Genomic DNA, 22813 nt, shown 5'->3' on the forward strand with positions numbered 1-22813 from the left:
GCATATGCATCTATTGCCATTAGGTGCATATGCATGTATCTGTCAAGTCCATTGGAGGCAGCGATGACGAAAACGGAACCCGGCCGGTGTAATCTCACGGCGTTGCGCAAGGCGACGCGGCGGGTGTCGCAGCTCTACGATCAGGTCCTTGCGACATCCGGCCTGCGCGGCACGCAACGGGCGATTCTGGTCTATGTCAGGCGGTCGGGCGCGCCGACGATGGGCGAGCTTGCCGCAGCCCTGGTGCTCGACCGTACCGCGCTCAACCACAACCTCAAGCCGCTCGAGCGCGACGGTCTGTTGACCATCACCGTCGACAAGAACGACCGGCGCAGCCGGCTGGTGCGGCTCACCAAGCGCGGCGAAGCCAGGCTCGAGGAGTCGCAGGCCGCATGGCTCAAGGCGCAGGAACGTTTCGAGACCGCCTTTGGCGCAAGGCAGGCCGCCGATCTCAGACAGACGCTCGAACTGATTGCCTTGCTCAAGTTTGACGAGCGCGGGCTCACCTCACCGGCGAGCTAGCCGGCTCCAATAGAAAAGCGGCCCGGCGTTGCCGCCAGGCCGCTCATTCGCACACGATCAGTGTCGATCGCGCTTAGCTGTAGATCTCGAACAGGCCGGCGCCGCCCTGGCCGCCGCCGATGCACATGGTCACGACGCCCCACTTGGCCTTGCGGCGACGGCCTTCCTGCAGCAGGTGGCCGGTGAGCCGGGCGCCGGTCATGCCGAAGGGATGGCCGATCGCGATCGAGCCGCCATTGACGTTGTACTTCTCGGGATCGATGCCGAGCTGGTCGCGCGAATAGAGGCACTGGCTGGCGAACGCCTCGTTGAGCTCCCAGAGATCGATGTCGTCGATCTTCAGGCCGTGGCGCTTCAGGAGCTTCGGCACCGCGAAGACCGGGCCGATGCCCATCTCGTCAGGCTCGCAGCCGGCCGAGGCCCAGGCCACGAAGCGGCCGAGCGGGTTGAGGCCGCGCTTCTCGGCGTCCTTGGCTTCCATCAGCACCACGGCGGCGGCGCCGTCCGAGAGCTGGCTGGCATTGCCGGCGGTGACGAACTTGCCCGGGCCCTTCACCGGCTCGAGCTTGGCGAGCCCCTCCAGCGTCGTCTCCGGACGGTTGCACTCGTCGCGATCGACCACGTAGTCGACGATCGACTCGGCCTTGGTCGCCTTGTCGACCACCTTCATCTTGGTCTTCATCGGGACGATTTCGTCCTTGAACTTGTTGGCCTGCTGCGCGGCCGCCATGCGGCGCTGCGACTCCAGCGAATACTCGTCCTGGTATTCGCGGCTGAGCTTGTAGCGCTCGGCGACGATGTCGGCGGTATCGATCATCGCCATGAAGATGTCGGGCGCGGTCTTGAGCAGCTCGGGATCGATCGATTCCTTCGGCGAACCGCCGCCGGGAATCGAGATGCTCTCGACACCGCCGGCGACGATGCAATCGGAGCCGTCGGAACGGATCGAGTTGGCGGCCATCGCGATGGTCTGCAGGCCCGACGAGCAGAAGCGGTTCACGGAGACGCCCGCGGTCGATTTCGGCAGGCCGGCGAGCAGCGCCGCCTGGCGGCCGATGTTCGGCGCGCCATGCGCGCAATTGCCGAGATAGCAATCCTCGACATATTCCTTGTCGACGCCGGCGCGGTCGACCGCGTGCTTGATGGCGTGCGCGGCGAGCGACATCGGCGGGGTGATGTTGAATCCGCCACGGCCGGACTTTGCCAGGCCGGTGCGCGCGTAGGAAACGATTACGGCTTCACGCATTGTTTTCTCCCTCTGAGATCGCCGGATAGTGGCGCGTCTTCACGCCTTCGTACACATATTTTGGGCGCTGCAACAGGAATACCAGACGTCCCGGAACGACAAACGCCGCCTCCCGGGCCGGAGACGGCGTCATGTTCCGCAGATCGGAATATGGACTGCTTGAGCGAAATCAGGTCGTGACCACGAACTCGCTTTGCCCCCTCTCCCGCTTGCGGGCAGGGCTATCGCATATGCCCCTTGGCGACCGCGCAAATGCTTGGCCTCGTGGTTCGAGACGCGCCGCAAGCGGCGCTCCTCACCATGAGGGTCTACTATTGTGCCGCAAAAACAAGACCTCATCCTGAGGAGCCCGCCGAAGGCGGGCGTCTCGAAGGATGGCCACGAGGGCACCGCCACGAAATGCGATACCCTGCGCTTGCGGAGGAGGGTTGGGTATTTCCGCAGTCGAGAATCCTTGTGAGGAGAGAACCCCCACCCGGATCGCATCTTTCGATGCGACCCGACCTAAGAGCGAGCTTCGCTCGTCTCGACCCGGCAAGCGGGAGAGGTAGATCGAGAGTGCGGACAAGCCGCCGGATCGCGAACTAGAACGTCAGTGCCTTGGCCTGCTTCACCTGCGGCAGCGTCTGTACCTTGGCTAGCAGCTCCGCCGGCACCGCGCCGTCGACCTCGACCAGCGCAATGGCGTCGCCGCCTTGCTTGACGCGGCCGAGATGGAAGGTCGCGATATTGATTTTCGCATCACCCAAGAGGCTCGCGAACGCGCCGATGAAGCCCGGCTTGTCCTCGTTGGTCACGTAGATCATCGACTTGCCGAACTCGGCGTCGACGCGGATGCCCTTGATGTCGACGAGACGCGGCTTGCCGTCGGCGTACACGGTGCCGGACACCGAACGCTCCTGACGCTCGGTGGTGACGGTGACCGTGATCAGGCTTTCATAGTCGCTCTGCGCGGCGCGGACGACCTCGTCCACCACCATGCCGCGCTCCTTGGCGACGACCGGCGCCGAGACGACGTTGACCTCGCCCAGCATCGGCCGCAGCAGGCCCGACAGCACCGCCGAGGTGATCGCCTTGATCTTCATCTCGGCGACGTGGCCCTCATAGGTGATCTCTGTCTTGAGGATGCCGCTCTCGGTGAGCTGGCCGGCGAACGAGCCGAGCTTCTCGGCAAGCTCGATGAACGGCTTCAGCTTCGGCGCCTCTTCCGCGGTGATCGAGGGGAAGTTGACCGCATTGGAGATCGCGCCCGACAACAGATAGTCCGACATCTGCTCGGCGACCTGCAGCGCGACGTTTTCCTGCGCTTCGGTGGTGGAGGCGCCGAGATGCGGGGTGCAGATCACGTTGGGATGGCCGAACAGCACGTTCGAGGTCGCCGGCTCCTCGACGAACACGTCGAAGGCGGCGCCCGCGACGTGCTTGGAATTCAGCGCATCGACCAGCGCCTGCTCGTCGACCAGGCCGCCGCGCGCGCAGTTGATGATGCGCACGCCCTTCTTCATCTTGGCGATCGCGGCCGCATCGATCACGTTGCGGGTCTTCTCGGTCAGCGGCGTGTGCAGCGTGATGAAATCGGCGCGCTTCAAGAGATCGTCGAGCTCGACCTTCTCGACGCCGATGTCCTTGGCGCGCTCCGGCGACAGGAACGGATCGAACGCGATCACCTTCATGCGCAGGCCGAGCGCGCGGTCGGCGACGATCGTGCCGATATTGCCGCAGCCAATCACGCCAAGGGTCTTGGCGGTGATCTCGACGCCCATGAAGCGGTTCTTCTCCCACTTGCCGGCCTGGGTCGAGGCGTCGGCCTGCGGGATCTCGCGCGCCAGCGCCAGCATCAGGGTGATGGCATGCTCGGCGGTCGTGATCGAATTGCCGAACGGCGTGTTCATCACGATGATGCCCTTGGCGGTCGCGGCCGGAATCTCGACATTGTCGACGCCGATGCCGGCGCGGCCGATCACCTTCAGCCTCGTCGCCTTCTCGATGAGCTTGGCGGTCGCCTTGGTGGCCGAGCGGATCGCGAGGCCGTCGTAATTGCCGATGATCTCGGCGAGTTTTTCCTTGTCCTTACCGAGGTTGGGCTGGAAGTCGACCTCGACGCCGCGATCCTTGAAGATCTGCACAGCGGCGGGAGACAGCGCGTCGGAAATCAGAACTTTGGGTTTTGTCATTTCGATTGTTCCTTTGCCCTGCGGCGGGCGGGTCTCCTGGACCGATGTGGTGAAGTCTCTGATCACTTCTCCCTCTCCCCGCTCTTGCGGGGAGAGAGTTGGGGTGAGCGGCAGCCACGGGCGAGGAACAAGCCGAGAGGGCCCCTCACCCGGATCGCTGCGCGATCCGACCTCTCCCCGTAAGAACGGGGAGAGGTGACAAGAGAAAACTTAAGCCGCCTTGGGCAACGCTGCCTTGGTCTCGGCAAACGCCCAGTCGATCCACTGCGTCAGCAGCTCGACATCCCTGGCCTCGACGGTGGCGCCGCACCAGATCCGCAAACCCGCCGGCGCGTCGCGGTAATACGCGAAGTCGAAGCCGGCGTTCTCCTTCTCCACCAGCGCGACCAGCTTCTTGCAGAAGTCGGCCTGTGCGTCTGATGGAAGCGAGGTGATCGCGGGATCGGTGAACTTCAGGCACACCGAGGTGTTGGAGCGGATCGCCGGATCCTTGGCCAGGAAGTCGATCCACGGCGTCTTCGCCTTCCAGTCGGCGAGCGCCTTGGTGTTGGCATCGGCGCGGGCGATCAGCGCCTTCAGGCCGCCGATCGACTTCGCCCAGTTCAACGCATCGAGATAGTCCTCGACGCAGAGCATCGACGGCGTGTTGATGGTCTCGCCCTCGAAGATGCCCTGGTTGAGCTTGCCGCCCTTGGTGAGGCGGAAGATCTTCGGCAGCGGCCAGGCCGGCTTGTAGGTCTCGAGCCGTTCCACCGCGCGCGGCGACAGGATCAGCATGCCGTGCGCGGCTTCACCGCCAAGCGCCTTCTGCCAGGAGAAGGTGACGACATCGAGCTTGGCGAAATCGAGCGGCTGCGCGAAGGCGGCCGAGGTCGCGTCGCAAATCGTCAGGCCTTCGCGATCCGCGCTGATCCAGTCAGCGTTCGGCACGCGCACACCCGAGGTGGTGCCGTTCCAGGTGAAGACGATATCCGACTTCGGATCGACCTTGGAGAGATCGGGGATTTCACCATAAGCCGCGTTGAGCTTGGTGACGTCCTTCAGCTTCAATTCCTTGACGATGTCGCTGACCCAGCCCTCGCCGAAGGATTCCCAGGCGAGCGTGGTGACGGGCCGCGCGCCAAGCAGCGACCACAGCGCCATTTCGACCGCGCCGGTATCCGACGCCGGCACGATGCCGATCTTGTAATCGCCAGGCACCTCAAGCACCTCGCGCGTCAGTTCGATCGCGAGCTTGAGCTTGGCCTTGCCGACTTTCGCACGATGCGAGCGGCCGAGGGCGGCGTCCTTGAGATTGTTGGGGTTCCAGCCGGGGCGCTTGGCACAGGGGCCGGAGGAAAAATGCGGCACATCGGGCCGCGAAGCGGGCTTCGCTGCAGTCATAATCTACCCTTCCAGATAGCTGCCTCTCGGTGGGGAGAGGTTTCCCGCGGTCGGGGATAGTGGAAAGGTACCCAAACGTCAAGAAAGTTCGGACTCATCTGGAACAATCCGGGCATCACGGCTGATTGATGGGGCGTCCTCGACCTGCTGGATCGTCTCCTGATCGAGCAAATCTGCCGCCAGAGTCATGATCTTAACCGCCCTGCGCCGGCTCGATACTTTCAGAATGCTCTTCTCGCCGGCCTGCACGATGTACTCGTTGCCGACCCGCACGATCGAATAATCCGACATTCCAATCCCCAGTTGCCCGCCGCCCCGTGGGAGACGTCCGACATACCGGACTCGTTCCGACCCGTAAAATCACGGAGGTCGGCTTAGTTTATTGGCTATTAACCGGATCGCAGACTATCCGCTGCCGCAGGTATTGCCCGGTAGATGGCGCAACTTCTTGCGCGCGTTTCAAAAACGAATCGTCATCCCGACATGGCTGCGTGCGAACCCAAGCCGTTCATAGAAGCGCTGCGCATCGACCCGCGTCTGATGCGTCAGCAATTCGACGAGCATGCAGCCTCGCGCGCGCGCCTCGGTGACTGCCCATTGCACCAGCTTCTCGCCGATGCCGCGGCTGCGGCAATGTTTAGCAACGCGAACGTCCTCGAGCAGGCCGCGCGAGCCACCCTGCGAGCTGATGCCCGGCAGAACCGCAAGCTGCAGACAGCCGACGACGACGCCCTCCCCGTCGACGGCGACGACGAGTTGCAAACTGGGATCGCGCTCGACCCGCGCGAAGGCCTCGTAATAGCTTTGCGGCAACGGGTCTGCGATCCGCTCGCGCGCACTGCCGAGCGGATCGTCCGCAAGCATGCCGACGATGGCGGCGACGTCTTCGCGGCGAGCACGGCGGATCGTGATTGATGAAGCTTCAGTCATGGCGGCCTTCACCTGAGGTCAGCGGACCGGCGGCAGCGCGAGCACGCGCTCGGCGTCGGCGATCCAGCGACGGATCACGGGATAGCGCGCGAGCTCGAGGCCGCCATCCTCCGCGACACGGGTATAGGCGAGCAGCGAGACGTCGGCGAGCGAGAACGCTTCTCCGACCAAAAATTGCGTGCCCGCCAGATGCCGCTCCAGATGATCGAGCGCGACATAGCCGCGCTTGACGAGGTTCGGATCGATCTCCGAGATGGCCTTGCCGAGATACACGGCCTGAAAGCGGCAGACGGCCACATAAGGCTCGTGGCTGTTCTGCTCCCAGAACATCCAGGCATCCATCTGCGCCGCGCGATAGGGATCGCTCGGGATCAGGTCGCTGCCGCGCGCGAGATAGCGGATGATGGCGTTGGATTGCGCGAGCGTGCGGCCGTCGTCCAGCTCCACCGTCGGCACCTGGCCCCAGCCGTTTCGCTTGAGGAATTCCGCGGTCCGGCTGCCGCCCTTCATGGTGTCGATCTCGACCCATGTGTACGGCAGCGCCAGCCTGTCGCACACCCATTTCACCTTCAGGCAGTTGCCTGAATTGGCGTCGCCGTAGATTTTCATGTGAGATTGCTCCGCTTGCGGAGCGATATCCGATCAGCCGCAGATTGCGGTGTCAAGCCGAGTGGCGTGGGTCAGAACTTGTAGCCGATTGCAGCACGCACGCTGTTTTGCGTGACCGACGTGTTCTTGACCGGCGTGAACTTGACGTATTCCCACTCGCCTCGCACGAAAACACAGTTCCACAACATGTATTCCAAGCCGAGACCAGCGGTCCAGCCGGCAACGTAGTTGTTCGTCTTCGCATCCGTCACGGTCTGGGAAAACTGCGGTAGGGCAAAGCTGGTCGAACTTCCATCAGCGAAATTGATCGTCCGGTTCACAGAGCTCGTGACAGTGCGCGCAACGTCCATTCGGCCGACGGCAAGACCGCCGAAGATGTACGGCAGAAAGTCACCGGTTGCCCAACCCGCGCGTCCGCGGAACGTCATCTCATCCTTGAGCTTCAGCGCAGCGCTTCCATTCAACGACACGCTGTCTGCCGCAGTGGCGCCGGGTGGCAGGACCAGGGTTGGCTGAGCGACCTGAATCGGCCCCAGACTTCCGAAGGTCGTGGTCGTAAGCCCAGACCAATAGGTATAGTTTGCTTCGACACCCACCACGACGTCGTCATACTGCCAGTTGCGCCCGACAAACGCTCCGAAGCCCGAGCTTTGCGCATTGACCCGGCCAAGCAAGTTGAATTGCGACGTCGGCGCCTGCAGCGTGGTGTTGCGGAAGATGGAGTTGGTCAAGGACGCGACACTCCCGCCGAAGTCGGTGTTGATCCATGTCTGGCCGACCTGGCCGCCGACATACCAGCCGTCCCAGTTTCTGGTCGGCGCGCTGGAAGCGGGCAGACTGCCGCGAAGGAAATCGGGCATGTCGGCCGCCTGTGCGCCGGTCACCGCTCCCATCATCATCGCCGCCAGCACGAACCTACGCATTGCAACGCTCCATCCACCGCACCGATTTCGCGTTGATCATCGCCTGTTAACCTTAACCAATCGTTGTCGCCGCCGGTTTTCGAGCACGCAAGTTGCAGAAGTTGGCGACATGACGCGGCAAAGAAAAACGGCGCGGGATGGTCCCGCGCCGTTGCAATCGTTAACCGTGGAGGCTCGAAATTAACCCTTGCGGATCAGCGGGGGCGGCGGCGGCGGAGGCGGCACGTCGCAGCAAGGCAGGGCGAAGCGCACGCCGAGCTTGACGTCCTGCGACGTGATATCCCGGAACTGGAACGACGACGGACCAGCATTGCTGCCGTCGAACGAGCGACCGTTGCCCTGCCCCGCGGTGCCCATGTCGAGATAGCGGTAAGCCAGTTCGACCGTGAAGTTGTTGGTGACCTTGTAGGCGACACCGGCATGCACTGCCCAGGCGAGGTTGGTCTTGGTCGCGCCGTCGGCGGCGAAGGAACCGGTGAAACCGGACGCTCCCGGGAACGTGGTGACGTCGGAGAAGGCCGAGGTCTTGATCGTCGCGGCACCGACACCGGCGCCGATGAACGGCGTCAAGCACCACCAGGTGCCGAGATCGGCGTAGACGTTCACGAGGCCGACCCAGCTCTGGAAACCGCCATGATAGGCATCGGCGATCGAGTTGGTGGGAAAGGTCACGAAGTCGGTGCCGTTGAAGCTCACCTTCGAGCGGTACTCACCGGTGATGTCCGCGCGGAACCAGCTGTTGAACTGATAGCCGACGCCGATGCCGTAGAGCGTGCCGCCGTCGAAGCCATGGCCAACCTGGGTGAGCGCGCCGGCGGGCAGCGTGTCATACGCGTTGACGTGCAGCCTGCCTTTGCTGCTGGTCATGCCGATGTCGCCGCGCAGGTACCAGCCGCCGAAATCCTGGACCGGCGGAGGAGCATACGCCATCGGAGGTGGCGGCATGATGGGCATGTCGGCGGCGAACGCCGCCGTGGACAACAGAGATGCCGCGCCGGCGGCAATCAGGGTCTTTACGCTACGCATTGGCTTCGTCCTTTTGGGCCAAGTGAGGCGACACGAAAGCCCCACGTCTGAAACTCACGGCCGGACGATGGCAGGAAATGTTTAAGCGGCACTTAACCCTAATTTTTAAGGTTGATTTTCTCTCACCTATTTCTGCGGCTATCGCTGATAGGTCCATCAAAATGGCGCAGGAGACAGCGAAACATCGCGATCTCGCCACAAGTGCTAATGAAGCGTTGACGCATGCGCGCCGTTCGCAGGGCGCGCAAGCCGCGTGTGTTAGCGAATGCTTAACGCGGGCGTCGCGTCCGCGGCCGTGCGTTCAGCGCACAGCCTGCGGCATCTTCGGCAGGAACACCGCGAGCAGGCCGATCGCCGGCAGGAAGGCGCACAGCTGATAGACGAAGGCGATCGAGGTGTGGTCGGCGAGCTTGCCGAGCACGGCGGCGCCGAGACCGCCGATCCCGAACGCGACGCCGAAGAACACGCCGGAGATCATGCCGAAGCGATGCGGCATCAATTCCTGCGCGAACACGATGATCGCCGACGTCGCCGACGAGATGATCAAACCGATCACGACCGTCAGCACGGCGCTCGCGAACAGGCCGGCATAGGGCAGCGCCAGCGTGAACGGCAGCGCGCCGAGGATCGAGAACCAGATCACGTATTTGCGGCCGAAGCGGTCGCCGAGCGGACCGCCGATGAACGCGCCCGCGGCGTTGGCGGCAAGGAAGACGAACAGATAGAGTTGCGCCGCCTGTGTCGAGACGCCGAACCGATCGATCAGATAGAAGATGTAATAGCTCGACAGGCTCGAGACATAGAGCTGCTTGGAGAACAGCAGCGCGACCAGCACGATGAGCGCGACCCTCACGCGTCGCTGATCCGGATGGTCGGGATGCCGCGCGACGGCGGCCGCCCTCTTGCCCGATATCTGCGGCTTGTACCAGACGCCGATGCGCCAGAGGATCACGATGGCAAGGAACGCGATCGAGGAGAACCAGGCGATCGAGGGCTGGCCGAACGGCACCACGATCAGTGCTGCGAGCACCGGCCCCATCGAGGTACCGAAACTGCCGCCGAGCTGGAACACCGATTGCGCGAAACCGTAACGTCCGCCTGACGCCAGCCGCGCGATGCGCGACGATTCCGGATGGAACACCGCGGAGCCGAGGCCGACCAGCGAAGCCGCGATCAGGATCACCCCATAGGTGTGCGCAACGCTGAGCAGCAACAGCCCGAAGAAGGTGAAGCCCATGCCGATCGCAAGCGAGAACGGCTGCGCCTTCTTGTCGGTGAAATGCCCGACCAGCGGCTGCAGCAGCGACGCCGTGAACTGGAACGCCAGCGTGATCATGCCGATCTGAGCGAAGTCGAGCGCGTAATTGTCCTTCAGGATCGGATAGACCGAAGCGATCAGCGACTGCATCGTGTCGTTGAGGAAGTGCGAGAAGCTGATGCCGGCAAGCACGACATAGGCCGGCCCCGCAGCGGCGGCGACCTTCGCGGCCGTCAGCTCCGGCACCGGCACCGGCTCGCCCAGCGCCTGTTTGCTCACGACGGGTTTGTTCAATGCAGCATTCCCGGACAGATTCGCAAAAATACCTCCGTGTCGTACGACGCGGAGGTGAGGCAAACCAGTTGCGTTAGCCGATGGCAGCGATGCGCTGTGTGGCCAGCCCGCGGCCAAACTCTATCCCCGTCACCCTGAGGAGCGCCAACGGGTCCGCGCAAAGCGCGGCCCGATGACAGGCTCCGCGCGTCTCGAAGGGTCGACGGCCCGGCGCTCGCCACATTGCGACAACGGGCCGTGCATCCTTCGAGACGCGCGCAAAGGTGCGCGCCTCAGGATGACGGATCACGAGCTGACGAGGCTTAAGCCGCGGCGGCGTGGCCGAGCGCGCTGACGATGTTGTCGACGACCTCTTCCACCAGGATGCGATCGTCGCCCTCGCCCATCACGCGGATCACCGGCTCGGTGCCGGAAGGACGGATCAAGAGACGGCCATGGCCGTTGAGGCGCTTCTCGCCGTCGGTGATCGCGGATTTGACCTCGGCGTCATCGAGCGGCTTGCCGCTGCGATAGCGCACGTTCTTCAGGATTTGCGGCAATGGATCGAAACGCCGGCAGATCTCCGACACCGGGCGGCGCAGCTTCTGCACCACGGCCAACACCTGCAGCGCCGCGACGAAACCGTCGCCGGTCGTCGAATAGTCCGACATGATGATATGGCCCGACGGCTCGCCGCCGAGATTGTAGCCGCCGCTCAGCATCTGCTCGAGCACATAGCGATCGCCGACCGGCGTGCGGACCATCTGCAGCCCGAGACCCTGCAGGAAGCGCTCCAGCCCGAGATTGGACATCACGGTCGTGACGATGCCGGGCTTGGCGAGGCGCCCTTCTTCCTTCCAGCTCTGCGCGATCACCGCGAGCAGCTGGTCGCCGTCGACGATGTGGCCGCGCTCGTCGACCAGGATGACGCGATCGGCATCGCCGTCGAGCGCAATGCCGATGTCGGCGCGCATCTCGCGCACCTTCCGCGACAGCGCTTCCGGCGAGGTGGAGCCGCATTCCTTGTTGATGTTGAAGCCGTCGGGTTCGACCCCGATCGGCACCACGTCGGCGCCGAGCTCCCACAGCGCTTCCGGCACCACCTTGTAGGCGGCGCCGTTGGCGCAATCGACCACGACGCGCAGGCCGTCGAGCGAGAGATCGCGCGGCAGCGTGCGCTTGGCGAATTCGATGTAGCGGTCATGGACGCCGTCGATGCGGCGGGCGCGGCCGAGGCTCGCGCTCTGCGCCAGGCGGCGGTCGAGCGATTCGTCGAGCAGCTGCTCGATCTGCTTCTCGACATCGTCGGACAGCTTGAAGCCCTGCGGGCCGAACAGCTTGATGCCGTTGTCCTCGAACAGATTATGCGACGCCGAGATCATGACGCCGAGATCGGCGCGCATCGACTTGGTGAGCATCGCGATCGCAGGGGTCGGCATCGGGCCGACCAGCAGCACGTCCATACCGACCGAGGTGAAACCCGCGACCATGGCGTATTCGATCATGTAGCCGGACAGCCGCGTGTCCTTGCCGATCACGACGCGATGGCGATGGTCGCCACGCTGAAACACCAACCCTGCGGCCTGCCCCACCTTGAGCGCGAGCTCCGGCGTGATCAGTCCATTGGCGCGGCCCCGAATTCCATCGGTCCCGAAATATTTGCGGCTCATGTAACCCCCAACACGGACCTCTCGAACCACCCGGCGAGAGAGTCCCGAACGCCTACCAGTCTAGCGTGCATCGGCCTTATAGACTGCCAGGCACTAAAATGACTTCAAAAAATATGATGAATCATTACCGGGGCCAAACCCCGCGCTTCGACATTAACGCACTGAAAGATATAACATTATTGCTCTTTCAGCAACCTGGGAAACGAACCCTGTCCCCTACCCTTTGCCGCTGCGCTTGACGTGCTGGTCGCCCTTGCTGGGGGCCGGCTGGGTGACATTGACGGGGTCGGAACCGGGAAACGTCTCCTCCAGCCCCTCCTCCAGGGCCTCGTCGAGCCGGCGCTTCTCGGCGTTCTCGTCTGCTTTCGGCTTGGAGCCTGATTGGATCATCGCGCTCTCCCATCCGTCTTCGATTTGGCAGGCCCCCCATCCATGCTAGATGACGGCAAGATCGAACACCCGCAAGACTTGCCGCTTAAAACAAGGCTCGCGACATCGAACTTGCGACACAGAAGAAGGGCCGGGACCGTCCATGAAGCACATTACCTGCATCGAAGATCTGCGCCAGCTGCACAAGCGCCGGGTGCCGAAGGCGTTTTTCGATTATGCGGACCGCGGCTCCTACACCGAGGACACGCTGCGCGCGAATTCGGAAGATCTGCAGCAGATCAAGTTCCGCCAGCGCATCCTGGTCGATGTGTCCAAGCGCACCCTGGCGACCACGATCCTCGGCGAGCCGGCCGCAATGCCGCTGATCCTGGCGCCGGTCGGCCTGCTCGGCATGCAGCATGGCGACGGCGAGATCTATGCCTGCCGCGCCGCGCAGGCGGCCGGCATTCCCTTCACCCAGAGCACGATGTCGATCTGCTCGATCGAGGACATCGCGGCCGCCGTCGACAAGCCGTTCTGGTTCCAGCTCTACGTCATGAAGGACCGCGGCTTCATCAAGTCACTGATCGAGCGCGCGATCGCCGCGAAATGCTCGGCGCTGGTGTTGACCGTCGACCTGCAGGTGATCGGCCAGCGCCACCAGGACATCAAGAACGGCATGACGGTGCCGCCGGAATGGTCGCTGTCGAAGCTGATCGACTTCGCGACCAAGCCCGCCTGGGTGTCAGGCGTGCTGCAAGGCAAGCGCCGCACCTTCGGCAACATTGCCGGCCACGTCAAAGGCACCGAGGATCTGACGAAACTGTCGGAATGGACCGCCTCGCAGTTCGACACCTCGCTGAGCTGGAAGGACATCGACTGGATCCGCAGCATCTGGCCGGGCAAGCTGATCCTCAAAGGGATTCTCGATGTCGAGGACGCCGAGCTTGCCGCCAAGACCGGCGCGCAGGCGATCGTGGTCTCCAACCATGGCGGCCGCCAGCTCGACGGCGCACCGTCTTCGATCGAGGTGCTGCCGGAGATCGTCGACGAGGTCGGCTCGAAGCTCGAGATCATGTTCGACGGCGGCATCCGCACCGGCATGGACGTGATGCGGGCGCTCGCGCTCGGCGCGAAGTCCTGCATGATCGGCCGCGCCTATGCCTATGGCCTCGGCGCCGGCGGCCAGGAAGGCGTCGCCAAGGCGATCGATATCCTGGGCAAGGAGCTCACCACCACGATGGGGCTGTGCGGCGTCAACACCATCGCCGAGATCGACGATCACGTGCTGGCGGTTTAGCCGCCGGCGCCATCCCGTCCACAAGCGTCGTCCCGGCGAAAGCCGGGACCTATACCCACAGCCGTACGAGACTAGAACACGGCTGTGCCCCCAGCCCTCTCAACAAACCACCATCGGTGGTTATGGGTCCCGGCGTTCGCCGGGACGACGTGTTGAGAGAGGTGCGCTTCGCCTCACATCGGCGGTGCGATCCCGTCGCGGCCGACATTGACGCGGTTGGCTTCCAGTGTGCCGTCGTCCTTCTTCACCGCGCCGAAGATGATGATCTTGGCGCCTGGCTTCAGCTCCGACTTGTCGCCGGTGGCGAAGGTGACGACCGGGGTGCCCGGCGGCACAACGACTTTCTTCTCGCCGTCCTTGTACTTCACCGTGATGTTCTGGCCATCGGTGCCCTTCACGGTCTCGGCGACGGTGGCATTGGTCATGGTCGAGTTGGCGCGCAGGTCCCAGGGGCGGAAGCCTTCGGCGGCGCCGCGCTGGTTCTCCGGGAAGATGTGAACCGCGATCGCCTTCTGCGTTCCGTCGGGCTCGGGCATCGCGGTGACGCCGATGTAGGAACCGGGCTTGATCTCCGACAGATCGGTCTTGGCGACGCCGAACACCGCGACGTTGTCGGTGGTCCGCACCTTCATGTCGGCGCCGTCGCGCGATTTGATCGACAGCATGGCGCCGTCGACGGCCTCGATGGTGCCGCGAATGCGCACCGTCGGCGGCTGCTGCGCGGATGCAGCCGAGGCAAAGGCAACGAGAAGCAATGCGGCGAACAGCTGCGATTTCGGCATGGTGTCCCTCATGGGTTGGCTGGCGGATTAAGGAACACCGGGGAATTGGAGGTATTCCGTGCGGCCACATCTCCTTCGCGGGAGAGGTGACTCGCATGGCAATTACGGACCGGACGAGGGTGCCGTTACTGCGATAACGGACAGGTGATGCGCTCGCGTGTTCTGATGTAGCCCGTTCAGATCGTCATTCCGGGATGGTCCGAAGGACCAGACTCGGAATCTCGAGATCCCCAATGCGCAATTGCGCATTGGGGTTCGACGCTTCGCATCGCCCCGGGATGACATTGTGCGTCACATCGGCGGCGTAAGCCCGTCGCGGCCGACGCTGACGCGATCGGTCTCAATCGAGCCGTCCGGCAGTTTCTTCATGAAAGCGATGACCTTGGCGCCGGCCTTCAGGTCCGCCCTGTCGCCGGGAACATAGGTCACGACCGGTGTATCGGGTGCGACCTCCACCTTCTTCTCGCCGTCCTTGTATTTGACCAGCAATGTGTGGCCGTCATTGCCGACGACGGATTGCGCGACGGTCGCATTGGTCATGCTGCTGTTCGGCTTCAGATCGTAGGGCCGCGACCCTTCGCCGGTGCCGCGCATGTTCTCCGGGAAGACATGCACCTCGACCGCCTTCGGCGTGCCGTCGGGGCCGGGCACGGTGGTCGTGCCGATGAAGGAACCGACCTTGATGTCGGACAGCGCGACCTTGGTGAGACCGAGCACCACCATGTTGCCTGCCATGTGCAGCTTGACGTCCTCGCCGCTGCGCGACTTCACCGCGAGCGTATCGCCGTCGACGCTCTCGACGGTTCCACGCACCCGCGTCGGCGTCGGCGGCTGCTGCGCGAGCGCGTAGAGTGTGGACACCGTCACCATCGCGAGCGCAATGAACGGCCGAATGAGATGGGAACGGCTGGCAGGCATAACTGATCTCCGGGAGGGAACGCTGGGGGACTAACACCAGACCCCGTTCCGGAGATGCTATTCCAGGCCTCAAGTCTTTGTGAGATCGGCCTCAACAAGCGCACGCAGTTCCGGCGTGACCTGCGGACGCCGCCCGAACCACAATTCGAAACCGCGCACCGCCTGATGCAGCAGCATGCCCAGTCCATCAGCGGTCTTCAGACCACGTGCCTCTGCCGCCGCAAGCAGCGGCGTCACCAGCGGTACATAGACGAGGTCGGAGACAACCGCGCCCTGCGGCAGCAGACCGACATCGACCTCGAGCGCGGGCTGACCATGCATGCCGAGCGAGGTGGTATTCACCAGCAGGCCGGCGCGCGGCAGCAGCCCATCAACCTTGTCCCAGGTCGCGGGATGAACCCGCGCGCCGAATTGCCCGGCCAGCGCGCGGGCTCGATCGATGCTGCGGTTGACGAGATGCACGCGCGCGATGCCGCGCTCGATCAGGCCGAACACCACCGCACGCGCCGCGCCGCCGGCGCCGAGCACCAGCGCGTCTTCGGTCTTGTCCCAGCCCCGCGCGCAGGCGTCGAGATTGTTGATGAAGCCTTCGACATCGGTGTTGGTCGAGCGCAACTCGCCATCGGCGAACCACAAGGTGTTGGCGGCGCCGACGGCACGGGCGCGCTCGTCCGGTGCCGACAGCGCCAGCGCGCGCTCCTTGTGCGGAATGGTGACATTGGCGCCGACGAAGCCGCGCAGCGACAGGCGGAACAGGAAATCCTTGAAATCCTCCGGCGGCACCGCCTCGATCACATAGCCGCCCTCGATGCCGAGCGTGCGCAGCCAGTAATGATGGATCAGCGGCGAGCGGGAATGCGCGGCGGGCCAGCCGATCAGGCACGCGGCGCGGGTTTTGCTTGAGGACGTCATGATTGTGACATCGGCCAAGGCAGGCGCGCTGTCAATCCATCCGCTTCGCGGATGCGGCAACCAGCGCGCTGAGGGCGAACGCGGCGGCTGCGGCGAACCAGATCGCGGCGAGGTTGATCCAGCCATAGGCCAGCGCCCCGGCGAGCGCGCCCGCGACCAGCGCCGCCCACAGCAGCAGGTTCGGCAGCCAGGCCCAGCCCGCGCCGCCGGTGAGCGCGGCGGCGATCAGCTGGCCGGCCTTCACCAGCGCCCCGGTGACATAGGTGAGGCCGAGCCCGGCGCCGCCTTCGAGCTGGAATACGGCGTTCTCGAGCCCCATCGCCAGCACGATGGCGGCGACCGCGGCGCTCGGCAGGCCATAGGCATAGGCCACCGCCGCCGCCGTCAACAGCCACGCCTCGACGAGCAGGAGCAGGGGCTGGCGATGCGCCAGCGCGCTGAGCACGATCAGGCTGCCGGCTGCGGCACCGGCGACGAACAGCACGATCAGCTCCAGCGCTTCCAGGGCGTGCTGCCAATGCCCCTCGGCCAGCGTCACGCCGAGCCGCGTCGAGTTGCCGCTCATGAAGGAGACGAACAGCCCGCCGAGATGCAGATAGCCGATGCCGTCGACATAACCGGCCAGCGCGCTGAGTGCGCAGGCCAGCGCCAGGTTACGGCGGGATTCAAGCATGACGGTGGGAATCGCTCCAAGTGTTCAGAACGACAATGTTCATGAAAGCAGTCGGCTTGGGAAGGAAGGGAGCGAAGCAGTCTCCCCGTCATTACGGGGCAATGCGACAGCATCGAATCCCAATGCGCGATTGCGCATTGGGGAATCTCGAGATTCCGGATTCGCTCGCCGGCGCGAGCGCTCCGGAATGACAATCGGATCAGGCCGCGTCGCGATGCGCGGCGATGATCTGGTCGGCGGCGCGGCCCGTCACTTCGGCCATGCGGTCGAACTGGCGGGTGAAGGTGCCGGCGCCGGCGGTGGCGGAGCGCAGCTCGACGATCAGGTCGCCGATCTCGGATTCCGGCATCGTGGCGCGGACGCAATCCCAGCCGATCCAGCCCTCGCGGGTGTCGAAGCCGAGGATCTGGCCGCGGCGCGCCGACAGGATCGCGTTGATCTTGGCGGTCGCTTCGTTCGGACAGACGATCTCGACCATATGGATCGGCTCCAGCAGCACCGGCTGGCACTGCGGCAACCCCTCGCTGACCCCGATCCGCGCCGCGGTGCGGAACGCAAGGTCGGAGGAATCGACGCTGTGATAGGAGCCGTCGGTCAGCGTGACGTCGACGTCGATCACGGGAAAGCCGAGCGGGCCGCGCGCCAGCGCGTCGACGACGCCCTCTTCCACCGCGCCGATATAGTTGCGCGGCACCGCGCCGCCGACCACCTTCTCGTGGAATTCGAAGCCGGAACCACGCGGCTTCGGCTTGATGTCGAGCACGACGTCGCCGAACTGGCCGTGGCCGCCGGACTGCTTCTTGTGCCGGCCGCGCTGGGTAATGGCCTTGCGGATGGTTTCCTGGTAGCCGATCGCCGGCGGATGCGATTTGACGTTGACGCCGTAGCGGTCCTTGAGCCGTTCCTGCGCCACGCGCAGATGCATCTCGCCCTGCCCCCACAGCACGGTGTCGTGGGTGCGCGGGTTCTGGATCATCGTCAGCGAGGGATCTTCCTCGTTCAGCCGCAGCAGCGCCTGGCCGAGCTTGACGTCGTCCTTGCGGTCGGTCGCGGCAATCGAGATCGACAGCACGGCCGCGGCCGGCTCGACCTTGACCAGCGAGGCCGGCGCCGTCTTGCCGCTCGAGACCGTATCACCGGTCTTGATCGCATCGAGCTTGCCGAGCGCGACAGTGTCGCCGGCCTCGGCCTGCGGCCGCTTGCTGTCATGCGCGCCCGAGACCGCGAGGATGCCGGAGACGCGCCCGCTCTCGCCGCTTGAGGATTGCAGCGTCATGCCGTCGTCGAGCCGGCCCGCAAGCACGCGCGCCAGCGACAGCTTGCCGCCGTGCTGCAAGTGCACGGTCTTGAACACGTAGGCCAGCGCATCCTTTTGGTCCTTGATGCCGAGCCGATTGGCGGTCTCGGCAACGCCGGGCGCCTCATGGCGCAGCGCTTTCATCAGGCGCAGCACGCCGTTCTCGCGGCTCGCAGCGCCGAGCAGCACCGGACAGATCAGGCCTTCGCGCAGTTCGCGGGCGAGATCGTCGAACACGGCATCGCGCGGCGGCTGGATATCCTCCAGCAATTGCTCCATCAGCGCGTCGTCATGATCGGCGAGCTTCTCAAGCATCGAGAAGCGCGCTTCCTTCTCGCGATCGAGATTGCCGCCCTCGAGCGCCATCACCTCCGACGGCTTGTGCTCGCGATAGACGAACGCGCGCTCCAGCGCGAGATCGACAAAGCCTTCGATCAGATCGCCGTTCCAGATCGGGATCTGGCGCAGCACCAGCGGCACGCGCGAGGCTGGCTGCAGCGTCGCAAGCGTCTCGCGGACGCGCTTGTTGGCGCGGTCGATCTTGTTCAGGAATAGAAAACGGGGAATTCCGAGCTCCTCGAGCTCGCGCAGGATGATCTGCAGCTGCGGCAGTTTCTTCTCGTCGGCTTCGCAGACCACGACCGCGGCATCGACCGCCGGCAACGCTGCACGCATGTCGTGCGCGAATTCGACCGAGCCGGGACAATCGATAAAGGTGTAGCTGTCCCCCATAAAGGTGGTGGTGGCGGCGGTCAGGCCTACGCCCATCTTGTGCTGACGCGCCTCGGGGCTGGCATCGCCGACGGAGGTTCCGGCATCGACGCTGCCGGCATTCTTAATGGCGCCAGTGCGCGCCAGGATCGCTTCCAGAAGTGTGGTTTTACCGCTTTGGAAAGGGCCCACCAATGCGATGCACCGTGGACCTCGGGGACTTCTGACGTCTTGTCCCATTGCCGCCTCCTCGTTTTGGAGCTCGGCCCATGATTGGGTCGGCGACCGTTTATGCTCTGCCTGCGTTTGACATTTGGCAAGCGGGAAAACGTCGCTGCGGTGCGGCGTCGCGTAAGTTTGCAATCCCGAGCCATCGTCCGGACAATTGCGGCCGCTGCCTCAGTTCCTTCGCGCAAGTCCCGGAGCAATCTCGCGCAAGCGCGTCGCAAGGTCGAGCAAACGCTGCACGGCGGGCGAGACATCTTCATCGCGCCACGCAATCGTGAGCGGAGCCGTCACCGCCGGCGCGGCCAAGCGGACATACGCCACGCCGCGACCGGTCTGCGCGCTTGCAGCGGCCTCCGGGACGAGCGATACACCGACGCCGGCGGCGATCAGGCCAATCGCGGTTTGCAGATGCAGCACCTCCTGCGCGAGCCGCGGCGTGAAGCCGGCGGCCTGGCACGCGGCGACGATCAGGCCGGTGACCGACGGCTCCGGTCGCGCCGGATACAGCACGAAGGCATCGTCGGACAATTCGGCAAGCGCAATCGGGACAGATGCAGCACCTCCTGCGCGAGCCGCGGCGTGAAGCCGGCGGCCTGGCACGCGGCGACGATCAGGCCGGTGACCGACGGCTCCGGTCGCGCCGGATACAGCACGAAGGCATCGTCGGACAATTCGGCAAGCGCAATGTCGTCCCTCTCGGCAAGCGGATGCGCGCGCGGCAACGCCGCGACATAGGGCTCCTCCAGGATCAGGCGCTGGGCAAGTCCCGCCTCCGGCAATAGCGCCGGGCGTGCGAAGCCGACATCGATCCGGCGTCGTCGCAGCGCTTCGGCAATCTCGGCCGCCAGCATCTCGTCGAGCACGAGCTCGACGTCGGGACAGGCGTCGCGATAGCTGCCGATGAGATCGGGCAGACCGGCGAACATCGCGGAGCCGACGAATCCGATCGCGAGCTTGCCGGCCTGGCCGCGCCCGACGCGCCGCGTGTCCGCGACCGCGGTCTCGAAATTTGCGAGCAGCGCGCGGGCGCGCGCAAGCAACAGCTCGCCCGCCTCGGGGAGCCTGACAGGACGGCTATTCCGCTGCAGCAACGTCACGCCGAGCTCGTCCTCGAGCTGACGGATCTGCTGGCTCAGCGGCGGTTGCGCGATGTGCAGTCGCTCGGCCGCGCGGGTGAAGTTCAATTCCTCGCCGAGCGCCACGAAATATCTAAGGTGTCGCAATTCCATGCCGGCGGTATAGCACGGCGGCGGGTGCCGTCAGTCATACGCAATAGCTCTGCAACCGTATCGAACGAGTATTGGACCGGACGCGCGAACGCGGACAGCCTGCGGCAAACCACAGGGAGTCTCCATGACGGCGCTGGAAAAAGCCTTCGCGGATGCAGCCGCGGCAGGCATCACACAACAGAAGATCGATATCGGCGGCCTGCGCGTCAACGTCGCGCGCTTCGGCAAGGGGCCGCCGCTGCTCCTGCTTCACGGCTGGCCGGAGTTCTGGCTGGTGTGGCGCCCGCTGATGCTGCGCCTCGGCGACAGCTTCGAACTGATCGCGCCCGACTTGCGCGGCTGCGGCGACACCGGCAAGCCGACACCGGGGCCCGATGCGTCCGCAACCGCGGAGCGCCACGCGCTGGATATGTTTGCCGTCATGGACGCGCTCGGCCATGACCGCTTCGGCGTAATCGGCGGCGATCTCGGCGCCTATGTCATGCAGGCGATGTCGCATCGACAGCCGCAACGGCTGACCGGCACGCTCTATCTCTGCACGCCCTATCCGGGCCTCGGGCACCGCTACGGCCAGCCCGGCCACCTGATCGAGGTCTGGTATCAATACTTCCAGCAGCTGCCATGGGCCGCGCAACTGGTCGGAAGCTCGCGCGAGTCATGCCGGCTCTACTTCCGACATTTCCTCGACCACTGGTCGGGCGACGATCCCGCCGTGTTCGGCGAGCTGCTGGAAGCCTATGTCGACAACTTCATGAAGCCGGGCAACATCCAGGGCGGCTTCGACTGGTATCTCTCGTCCGCGCCCAATCGCCGGCGCTGGCTGGAAGGCAAGCTGCCGGCGCAGCCGCGCATCGACGTGCCCTCGCGCTTTCTCTGGGGCCGTCGCGATCCGTTGATCGCGCCCGAATGGTCGGACAGGTTGGGAGACTATTGGAGCGAACCTTCGATCAGGTTCGTCGAGACCGGGCATTACGTTCACGCCGAGGCGCCCACGATCGTTGCCGAAGAAGCGAGCGGCTTCTTCGGCAAGCTGATCAACCGCAAGGGCGCGCGTTAGCGGCCCGGACGCAGCTCCAGGCTCTCGAGGCCGGCGGCGATGTTGATGCCGACCTGGCCCTGCACGCTGAGCGGCTGCAGGGCGATCGTGTTGTCGGAGCCGCCGACCAGCACGTTGCCGCCGACGCCGACACCGAGCGTCGCGCTGCCCTGCGCGCCGGCATAGTTGCCGGAGAGCGCACCCGGCCCGAGCCGCTCCACCGGTGCGTAGACGCCCCAGGCCAGCGCCGATTCCTGGGTGATGCCGAGATCGATGCCGACCTTCTGGATGGTCGCGATGTAGCGATCCTCAGGCAGACCATTGGCGCGCAGCACGCAACCGAGATGGGTCACGGAACCGACGATGAAGCCGACGCTCGCGCCACCGCGGCATTCCAAGACGCCGACCTGCACGCGCTGGATCGGCTGTTGGGCGCTGGCGCCGACGATTGCGGTCAGCGTGGCAATGGCAGCACCGGCGAGGAGAGTGAAGCGACGCATGGCGGAGTCTCCAGCTGAGAGGCATGACGCGAGCAGAGAACAGAACGGCGCCGTGTCTGCGGCGCCGTCCGCATCCTATGCCACAACACCGTATGTCCAGCCAGAATTTGCGGTGCCCGGTCACCGATTGTCAGGAGATGTTGCGACGCTGCTATGTTCCTCCCGGCCTGCCGATGTGGTCGAGCAACGGACAGCAAACAACAGACAACAAAAAAGAGGCCCGCTTTCGCGGGCCTCTTGATGAGACACCAACAACTTAGTGGTGGTGATGATGACGGTGGTGACGGTGATGCCGGCGCGGACCGTTGTAGCGGACCGGCTCGAGATCGATGCCGGCGATGCCGGCCGCAACGTTGAGGCCGGTCTGGCCCTGCACGCTGACCGGCTGCAGCGCATAGGCGTTGTTCGGGCCGCCGAACAGGAAGTTACCGCCGGCACCGAGGCCGACCGAGGCGTTGACGCCGACGCCGCCGTAGCTGCCGGCCAGCGCACCGCGCGGGAGCTGCGTGGTCGGCGCGCTCACGGCCCAGGCGAGCTGGGTCGTCGCGGTGACGCCGAGATCAACGCCGATCCGCTTCACGGTCGCAACATAGGGCTCGGGCCGACGGCCGCCGCTCTGGAACACGCATTCGAGGCGCGCGACAGAGCCGACAACGAAGCCGACATTCTCGCCGCCCTGGCATTGCAGGACCCCGGCTTGAACCTGAGGCGCCGCGTTGGCGGTGGCGAACGGCGCCAGCAACGCAAGCGCTGCAAGGGTGAGGGTCGAAAGTCGCATTGAACTGTCTCCGCAAGGTGAACTGAATTTGCGCGGCGGACAGGAAGGAAGGCTCGTGTCCAAAAC

Annotated in this window: 23 protein-coding genes; 3 read left to right on the top strand and 20 right to left on the bottom strand. The window is 64.8% G+C overall.

Annotated features, from left to right (window positions below):
• Positions 1-63 precede the first annotated feature (63 nt).
• Complete coding sequence (locus ACVWYP_RS40260; RefSeq protein ID WP_304497154.1) at positions 64-522, top strand: MarR family winged helix-turn-helix transcriptional regulator; 459 nt, start codon at positions 64-66, stop codon at positions 520-522.
• A 73-nt stretch (positions 523-595) separates the two neighbouring features.
• Here ACVWYP_RS40260 and ACVWYP_RS40265 read toward each other — a convergent pair whose 3' ends face one another.
• From ACVWYP_RS40265 to ACVWYP_RS40315, 11 genes are all read right to left on the bottom strand, one after another.
• Entirely contained in the window at positions 596-1768 is a 1173-nt protein-coding gene (locus ACVWYP_RS40265) for a thiolase family protein (RefSeq protein WP_016846668.1), read from the bottom strand.
• A 584-nt stretch (positions 1769-2352) separates the two neighbouring features.
• Complete coding sequence (gene serA, locus ACVWYP_RS40270) at positions 2353-3942, bottom strand: phosphoglycerate dehydrogenase (RefSeq protein WP_028333510.1); 1590 nt, start codon at positions 3940-3942, stop codon at positions 2353-2355.
• A 210-nt stretch (positions 3943-4152) separates the two neighbouring features.
• The gene (locus ACVWYP_RS40275) at positions 4153-5325 is read right to left on the bottom strand and encodes a phosphoserine transaminase (protein ID WP_304497155.1); all 1173 of its coding nucleotides are present in this window, start codon (positions 5323-5325) and stop codon (positions 4153-4155) included.
• Between the two features lie 78 nt (positions 5326-5403).
• The gene (locus ACVWYP_RS40280) at positions 5404-5616 is read right to left on the bottom strand and encodes a hypothetical protein (protein ID WP_028340548.1); all 213 of its coding nucleotides are present in this window, start codon (positions 5614-5616) and stop codon (positions 5404-5406) included.
• A gap of 168 nt (positions 5617-5784) precedes the next feature.
• On the bottom strand, positions 5785-6255 hold the full coding sequence (locus ACVWYP_RS40285) for a GNAT family N-acetyltransferase (RefSeq protein WP_304500399.1): 471 nt from the start codon (positions 6253-6255) through the stop codon (positions 5785-5787).
• A gap of 18 nt (positions 6256-6273) precedes the next feature.
• A complete protein-coding gene (locus ACVWYP_RS40290) occupies positions 6274-6864 on the bottom strand; it encodes a glutathione S-transferase family protein (RefSeq protein ID WP_050382781.1) in 591 nt (196 codons plus the stop codon).
• Between the two features lie 71 nt (positions 6865-6935).
• Positions 6936-7787: an outer membrane protein gene (locus tag ACVWYP_RS40295; protein WP_304497156.1), complete on the bottom strand. Its 852-nt coding sequence runs from the start codon at positions 7785-7787 to the stop codon at positions 6936-6938.
• Between the two features lie 180 nt (positions 7788-7967).
• The gene (locus ACVWYP_RS40300; protein ID WP_304497157.1) at positions 7968-8813 is read right to left on the bottom strand and encodes an outer membrane protein; all 846 of its coding nucleotides are present in this window, start codon (positions 8811-8813) and stop codon (positions 7968-7970) included.
• Between the two features lie 301 nt (positions 8814-9114).
• Positions 9115-10365 (bottom strand): MFS transporter, encoded by a 1251-nt coding sequence (locus ACVWYP_RS40305; RefSeq protein ID WP_304497158.1) that lies wholly within the window; start codon positions 10363-10365, stop codon positions 9115-9117.
• 302 nt (positions 10366-10667) lie between these two features.
• Positions 10668-12014, bottom strand: a complete 1347-nt coding sequence (gene glmM, locus ACVWYP_RS40310; RefSeq protein ID WP_016846677.1) for a phosphoglucosamine mutase — start codon at positions 12012-12014, stop codon at positions 10668-10670.
• A 216-nt stretch (positions 12015-12230) separates the two neighbouring features.
• A complete protein-coding gene (locus ACVWYP_RS40315) occupies positions 12231-12404 on the bottom strand; it encodes a hypothetical protein (protein WP_304497159.1) in 174 nt (57 codons plus the stop codon).
• 142 nt (positions 12405-12546) lie between these two features.
• Here ACVWYP_RS40315 and ACVWYP_RS40320 point away from each other — a divergent pair, with 142 nt between their 5' ends.
• Entirely contained in the window at positions 12547-13683 is a 1137-nt protein-coding gene (locus ACVWYP_RS40320) for an alpha-hydroxy acid oxidase (protein WP_028340554.1), read from the top strand.
• Between the two features lie 173 nt (positions 13684-13856).
• On the opposite strand, the gene ACVWYP_RS40325 is transcribed toward ACVWYP_RS40320, so the two are convergent.
• From ACVWYP_RS40325 to ACVWYP_RS40355, 7 genes are all read right to left on the bottom strand, one after another.
• A complete protein-coding gene (locus ACVWYP_RS40325; RefSeq protein WP_304497160.1) occupies positions 13857-14465 on the bottom strand; it encodes a single stranded DNA-binding domain-containing protein in 609 nt (202 codons plus the stop codon).
• 291 nt (positions 14466-14756) lie between these two features.
• Positions 14757-15335, bottom strand: coding sequence for a hypothetical protein (locus ACVWYP_RS40330; protein WP_304500400.1), 579 nt, complete (start codon positions 15333-15335; stop codon positions 14757-14759).
• Positions 15336-15452: 117 nt separating this feature from the next.
• Positions 15453-16295 (bottom strand): shikimate dehydrogenase, encoded by an 843-nt coding sequence (locus tag ACVWYP_RS40335; RefSeq protein WP_304497161.1) that lies wholly within the window; start codon positions 16293-16295, stop codon positions 15453-15455.
• Between the two features lie 31 nt (positions 16296-16326).
• Positions 16327-16968, bottom strand: coding sequence for a YoaK family protein (locus ACVWYP_RS40340; RefSeq protein WP_304497162.1), 642 nt, complete (start codon positions 16966-16968; stop codon positions 16327-16329).
• Positions 16969-17167: 199 nt separating this feature from the next.
• Positions 17168-19216: an elongation factor G gene (locus tag ACVWYP_RS40345; protein ID WP_304497163.1), complete on the bottom strand. Its 2049-nt coding sequence runs from the start codon at positions 19214-19216 to the stop codon at positions 17168-17170.
• Between the two features lie 159 nt (positions 19217-19375).
• Positions 19376-19714 (bottom strand): LysR family substrate-binding domain-containing protein, encoded by a 339-nt coding sequence (locus tag ACVWYP_RS40350; protein WP_456684288.1) that lies wholly within the window; start codon positions 19712-19714, stop codon positions 19376-19378.
• Entirely contained in the window at positions 19672-20433 is a 762-nt protein-coding gene (locus tag ACVWYP_RS40355) for a LysR substrate-binding domain-containing protein (protein WP_456684289.1), read from the bottom strand. The genes ACVWYP_RS40350 and ACVWYP_RS40355 overlap by 43 nt, the downstream gene beginning before the upstream one ends.
• A gap of 124 nt (positions 20434-20557) precedes the next feature.
• Between ACVWYP_RS40355 and ACVWYP_RS40360 the strand changes: the two genes are divergently transcribed.
• Positions 20558-21490, top strand: coding sequence for an alpha/beta fold hydrolase (locus tag ACVWYP_RS40360; protein ID WP_304497165.1), 933 nt, complete (start codon positions 20558-20560; stop codon positions 21488-21490).
• On the opposite strand, the gene ACVWYP_RS40365 is transcribed toward ACVWYP_RS40360, so the two are convergent.
• Both ACVWYP_RS40365 and ACVWYP_RS40370 read right to left on the bottom strand, forming a co-directional pair.
• Complete coding sequence (locus ACVWYP_RS40365; RefSeq protein ID WP_028336066.1) at positions 21487-21969, bottom strand: DUF992 domain-containing protein; 483 nt, start codon at positions 21967-21969, stop codon at positions 21487-21489. The genes ACVWYP_RS40360 and ACVWYP_RS40365 overlap by 4 nt on opposite strands.
• 256 nt (positions 21970-22225) lie before the next feature.
• Positions 22226-22747: a DUF992 domain-containing protein gene (locus ACVWYP_RS40370; protein WP_028340562.1), complete on the bottom strand. Its 522-nt coding sequence runs from the start codon at positions 22745-22747 to the stop codon at positions 22226-22228.
• Between the last annotated feature and the right edge of the window lie 66 nt (positions 22748-22813).

The organism is Bradyrhizobium sp. USDA 3262, from assembly GCF_054060035.1.

Bases quoted from the DNA above. Each gene is read 5' to 3' on its own strand.
- ACVWYP_RS40260 (WP_304497154.1), top strand. From the start codon at position 64: ATGACGAAAACGGAACCCGGCCGGTGTAATCTCACGGCGTTGCGCAAG.
- ACVWYP_RS40265 (WP_016846668.1), bottom strand. From the start codon at position 1,768: ATGCGTGAAGCCGTAATCGTTTCCTACGCGCGCACCGGCCTGGCAAAG.
- serA (WP_028333510.1), bottom strand. From the start codon at position 3,942: ATGACAAAACCCAAAGTTCTGATTTCCGACGCGCTGTCTCCCGCCGCT.
- ACVWYP_RS40275 (WP_304497155.1), bottom strand. From the start codon at position 5,325: ATGACTGCAGCGAAGCCCGCTTCGCGGCCCGATGTGCCGCATTTTTCC.
- ACVWYP_RS40280 (WP_028340548.1), bottom strand. From the start codon at position 5,616: ATGTCGGATTATTCGATCGTGCGGGTCGGCAACGAGTACATCGTGCAG.
- ACVWYP_RS40285 (WP_304500399.1), bottom strand. From the start codon at position 6,255: ATGACTGAAGCTTCATCAATCACGATCCGCCGTGCTCGCCGCGAAGAC.
- ACVWYP_RS40290 (WP_050382781.1), bottom strand. From the start codon at position 6,864: ATGAAAATCTACGGCGACGCCAATTCAGGCAACTGCCTGAAGGTGAAA.
- ACVWYP_RS40295 (WP_304497156.1), bottom strand. From the start codon at position 7,787: ATGCGTAGGTTCGTGCTGGCGGCGATGATGATGGGAGCGGTGACCGGC.
- ACVWYP_RS40300 (WP_304497157.1), bottom strand. From the start codon at position 8,813: ATGCGTAGCGTAAAGACCCTGATTGCCGCCGGCGCGGCATCTCTGTTG.
- glmM (WP_016846677.1), bottom strand. From the start codon at position 12,014: ATGAGCCGCAAATATTTCGGGACCGATGGAATTCGGGGCCGCGCCAAT.
- ACVWYP_RS40315 (WP_304497159.1), bottom strand. From the start codon at position 12,404: ATGATCCAATCAGGCTCCAAGCCGAAAGCAGACGAGAACGCCGAGAAG.
- ACVWYP_RS40320 (WP_028340554.1), top strand. From the start codon at position 12,547: ATGAAGCACATTACCTGCATCGAAGATCTGCGCCAGCTGCACAAGCGC.
- ACVWYP_RS40325 (WP_304497160.1), bottom strand. From the start codon at position 14,465: ATGCCGAAATCGCAGCTGTTCGCCGCATTGCTTCTCGTTGCCTTTGCC.
- ACVWYP_RS40330 (WP_304500400.1), bottom strand. From the start codon at position 15,335: ATGGTGACGGTGTCCACACTCTACGCGCTCGCGCAGCAGCCGCCGACG.
- ACVWYP_RS40335 (WP_304497161.1), bottom strand. From the start codon at position 16,295: ATGACGTCCTCAAGCAAAACCCGCGCCGCGTGCCTGATCGGCTGGCCC.
- ACVWYP_RS40340 (WP_304497162.1), bottom strand. From the start codon at position 16,968: ATGCTTGAATCCCGCCGTAACCTGGCGCTGGCCTGCGCACTCAGCGCG.
- ACVWYP_RS40345 (WP_304497163.1), bottom strand. From the start codon at position 19,216: ATGGGACAAGACGTCAGAAGTCCCCGAGGTCCACGGTGCATCGCATTG.
- ACVWYP_RS40355 (WP_456684289.1), bottom strand. From the start codon at position 20,433: ATGGAATTGCGACACCTTAGATATTTCGTGGCGCTCGGCGAGGAATTG.
- ACVWYP_RS40360 (WP_304497165.1), top strand. From the start codon at position 20,558: ATGACGGCGCTGGAAAAAGCCTTCGCGGATGCAGCCGCGGCAGGCATC.
- ACVWYP_RS40365 (WP_028336066.1), bottom strand. From the start codon at position 21,969: ATGCGTCGCTTCACTCTCCTCGCCGGTGCTGCCATTGCCACGCTGACC.
- ACVWYP_RS40370 (WP_028340562.1), bottom strand. From the start codon at position 22,747: ATGCGACTTTCGACCCTCACCCTTGCAGCGCTTGCGTTGCTGGCGCCG.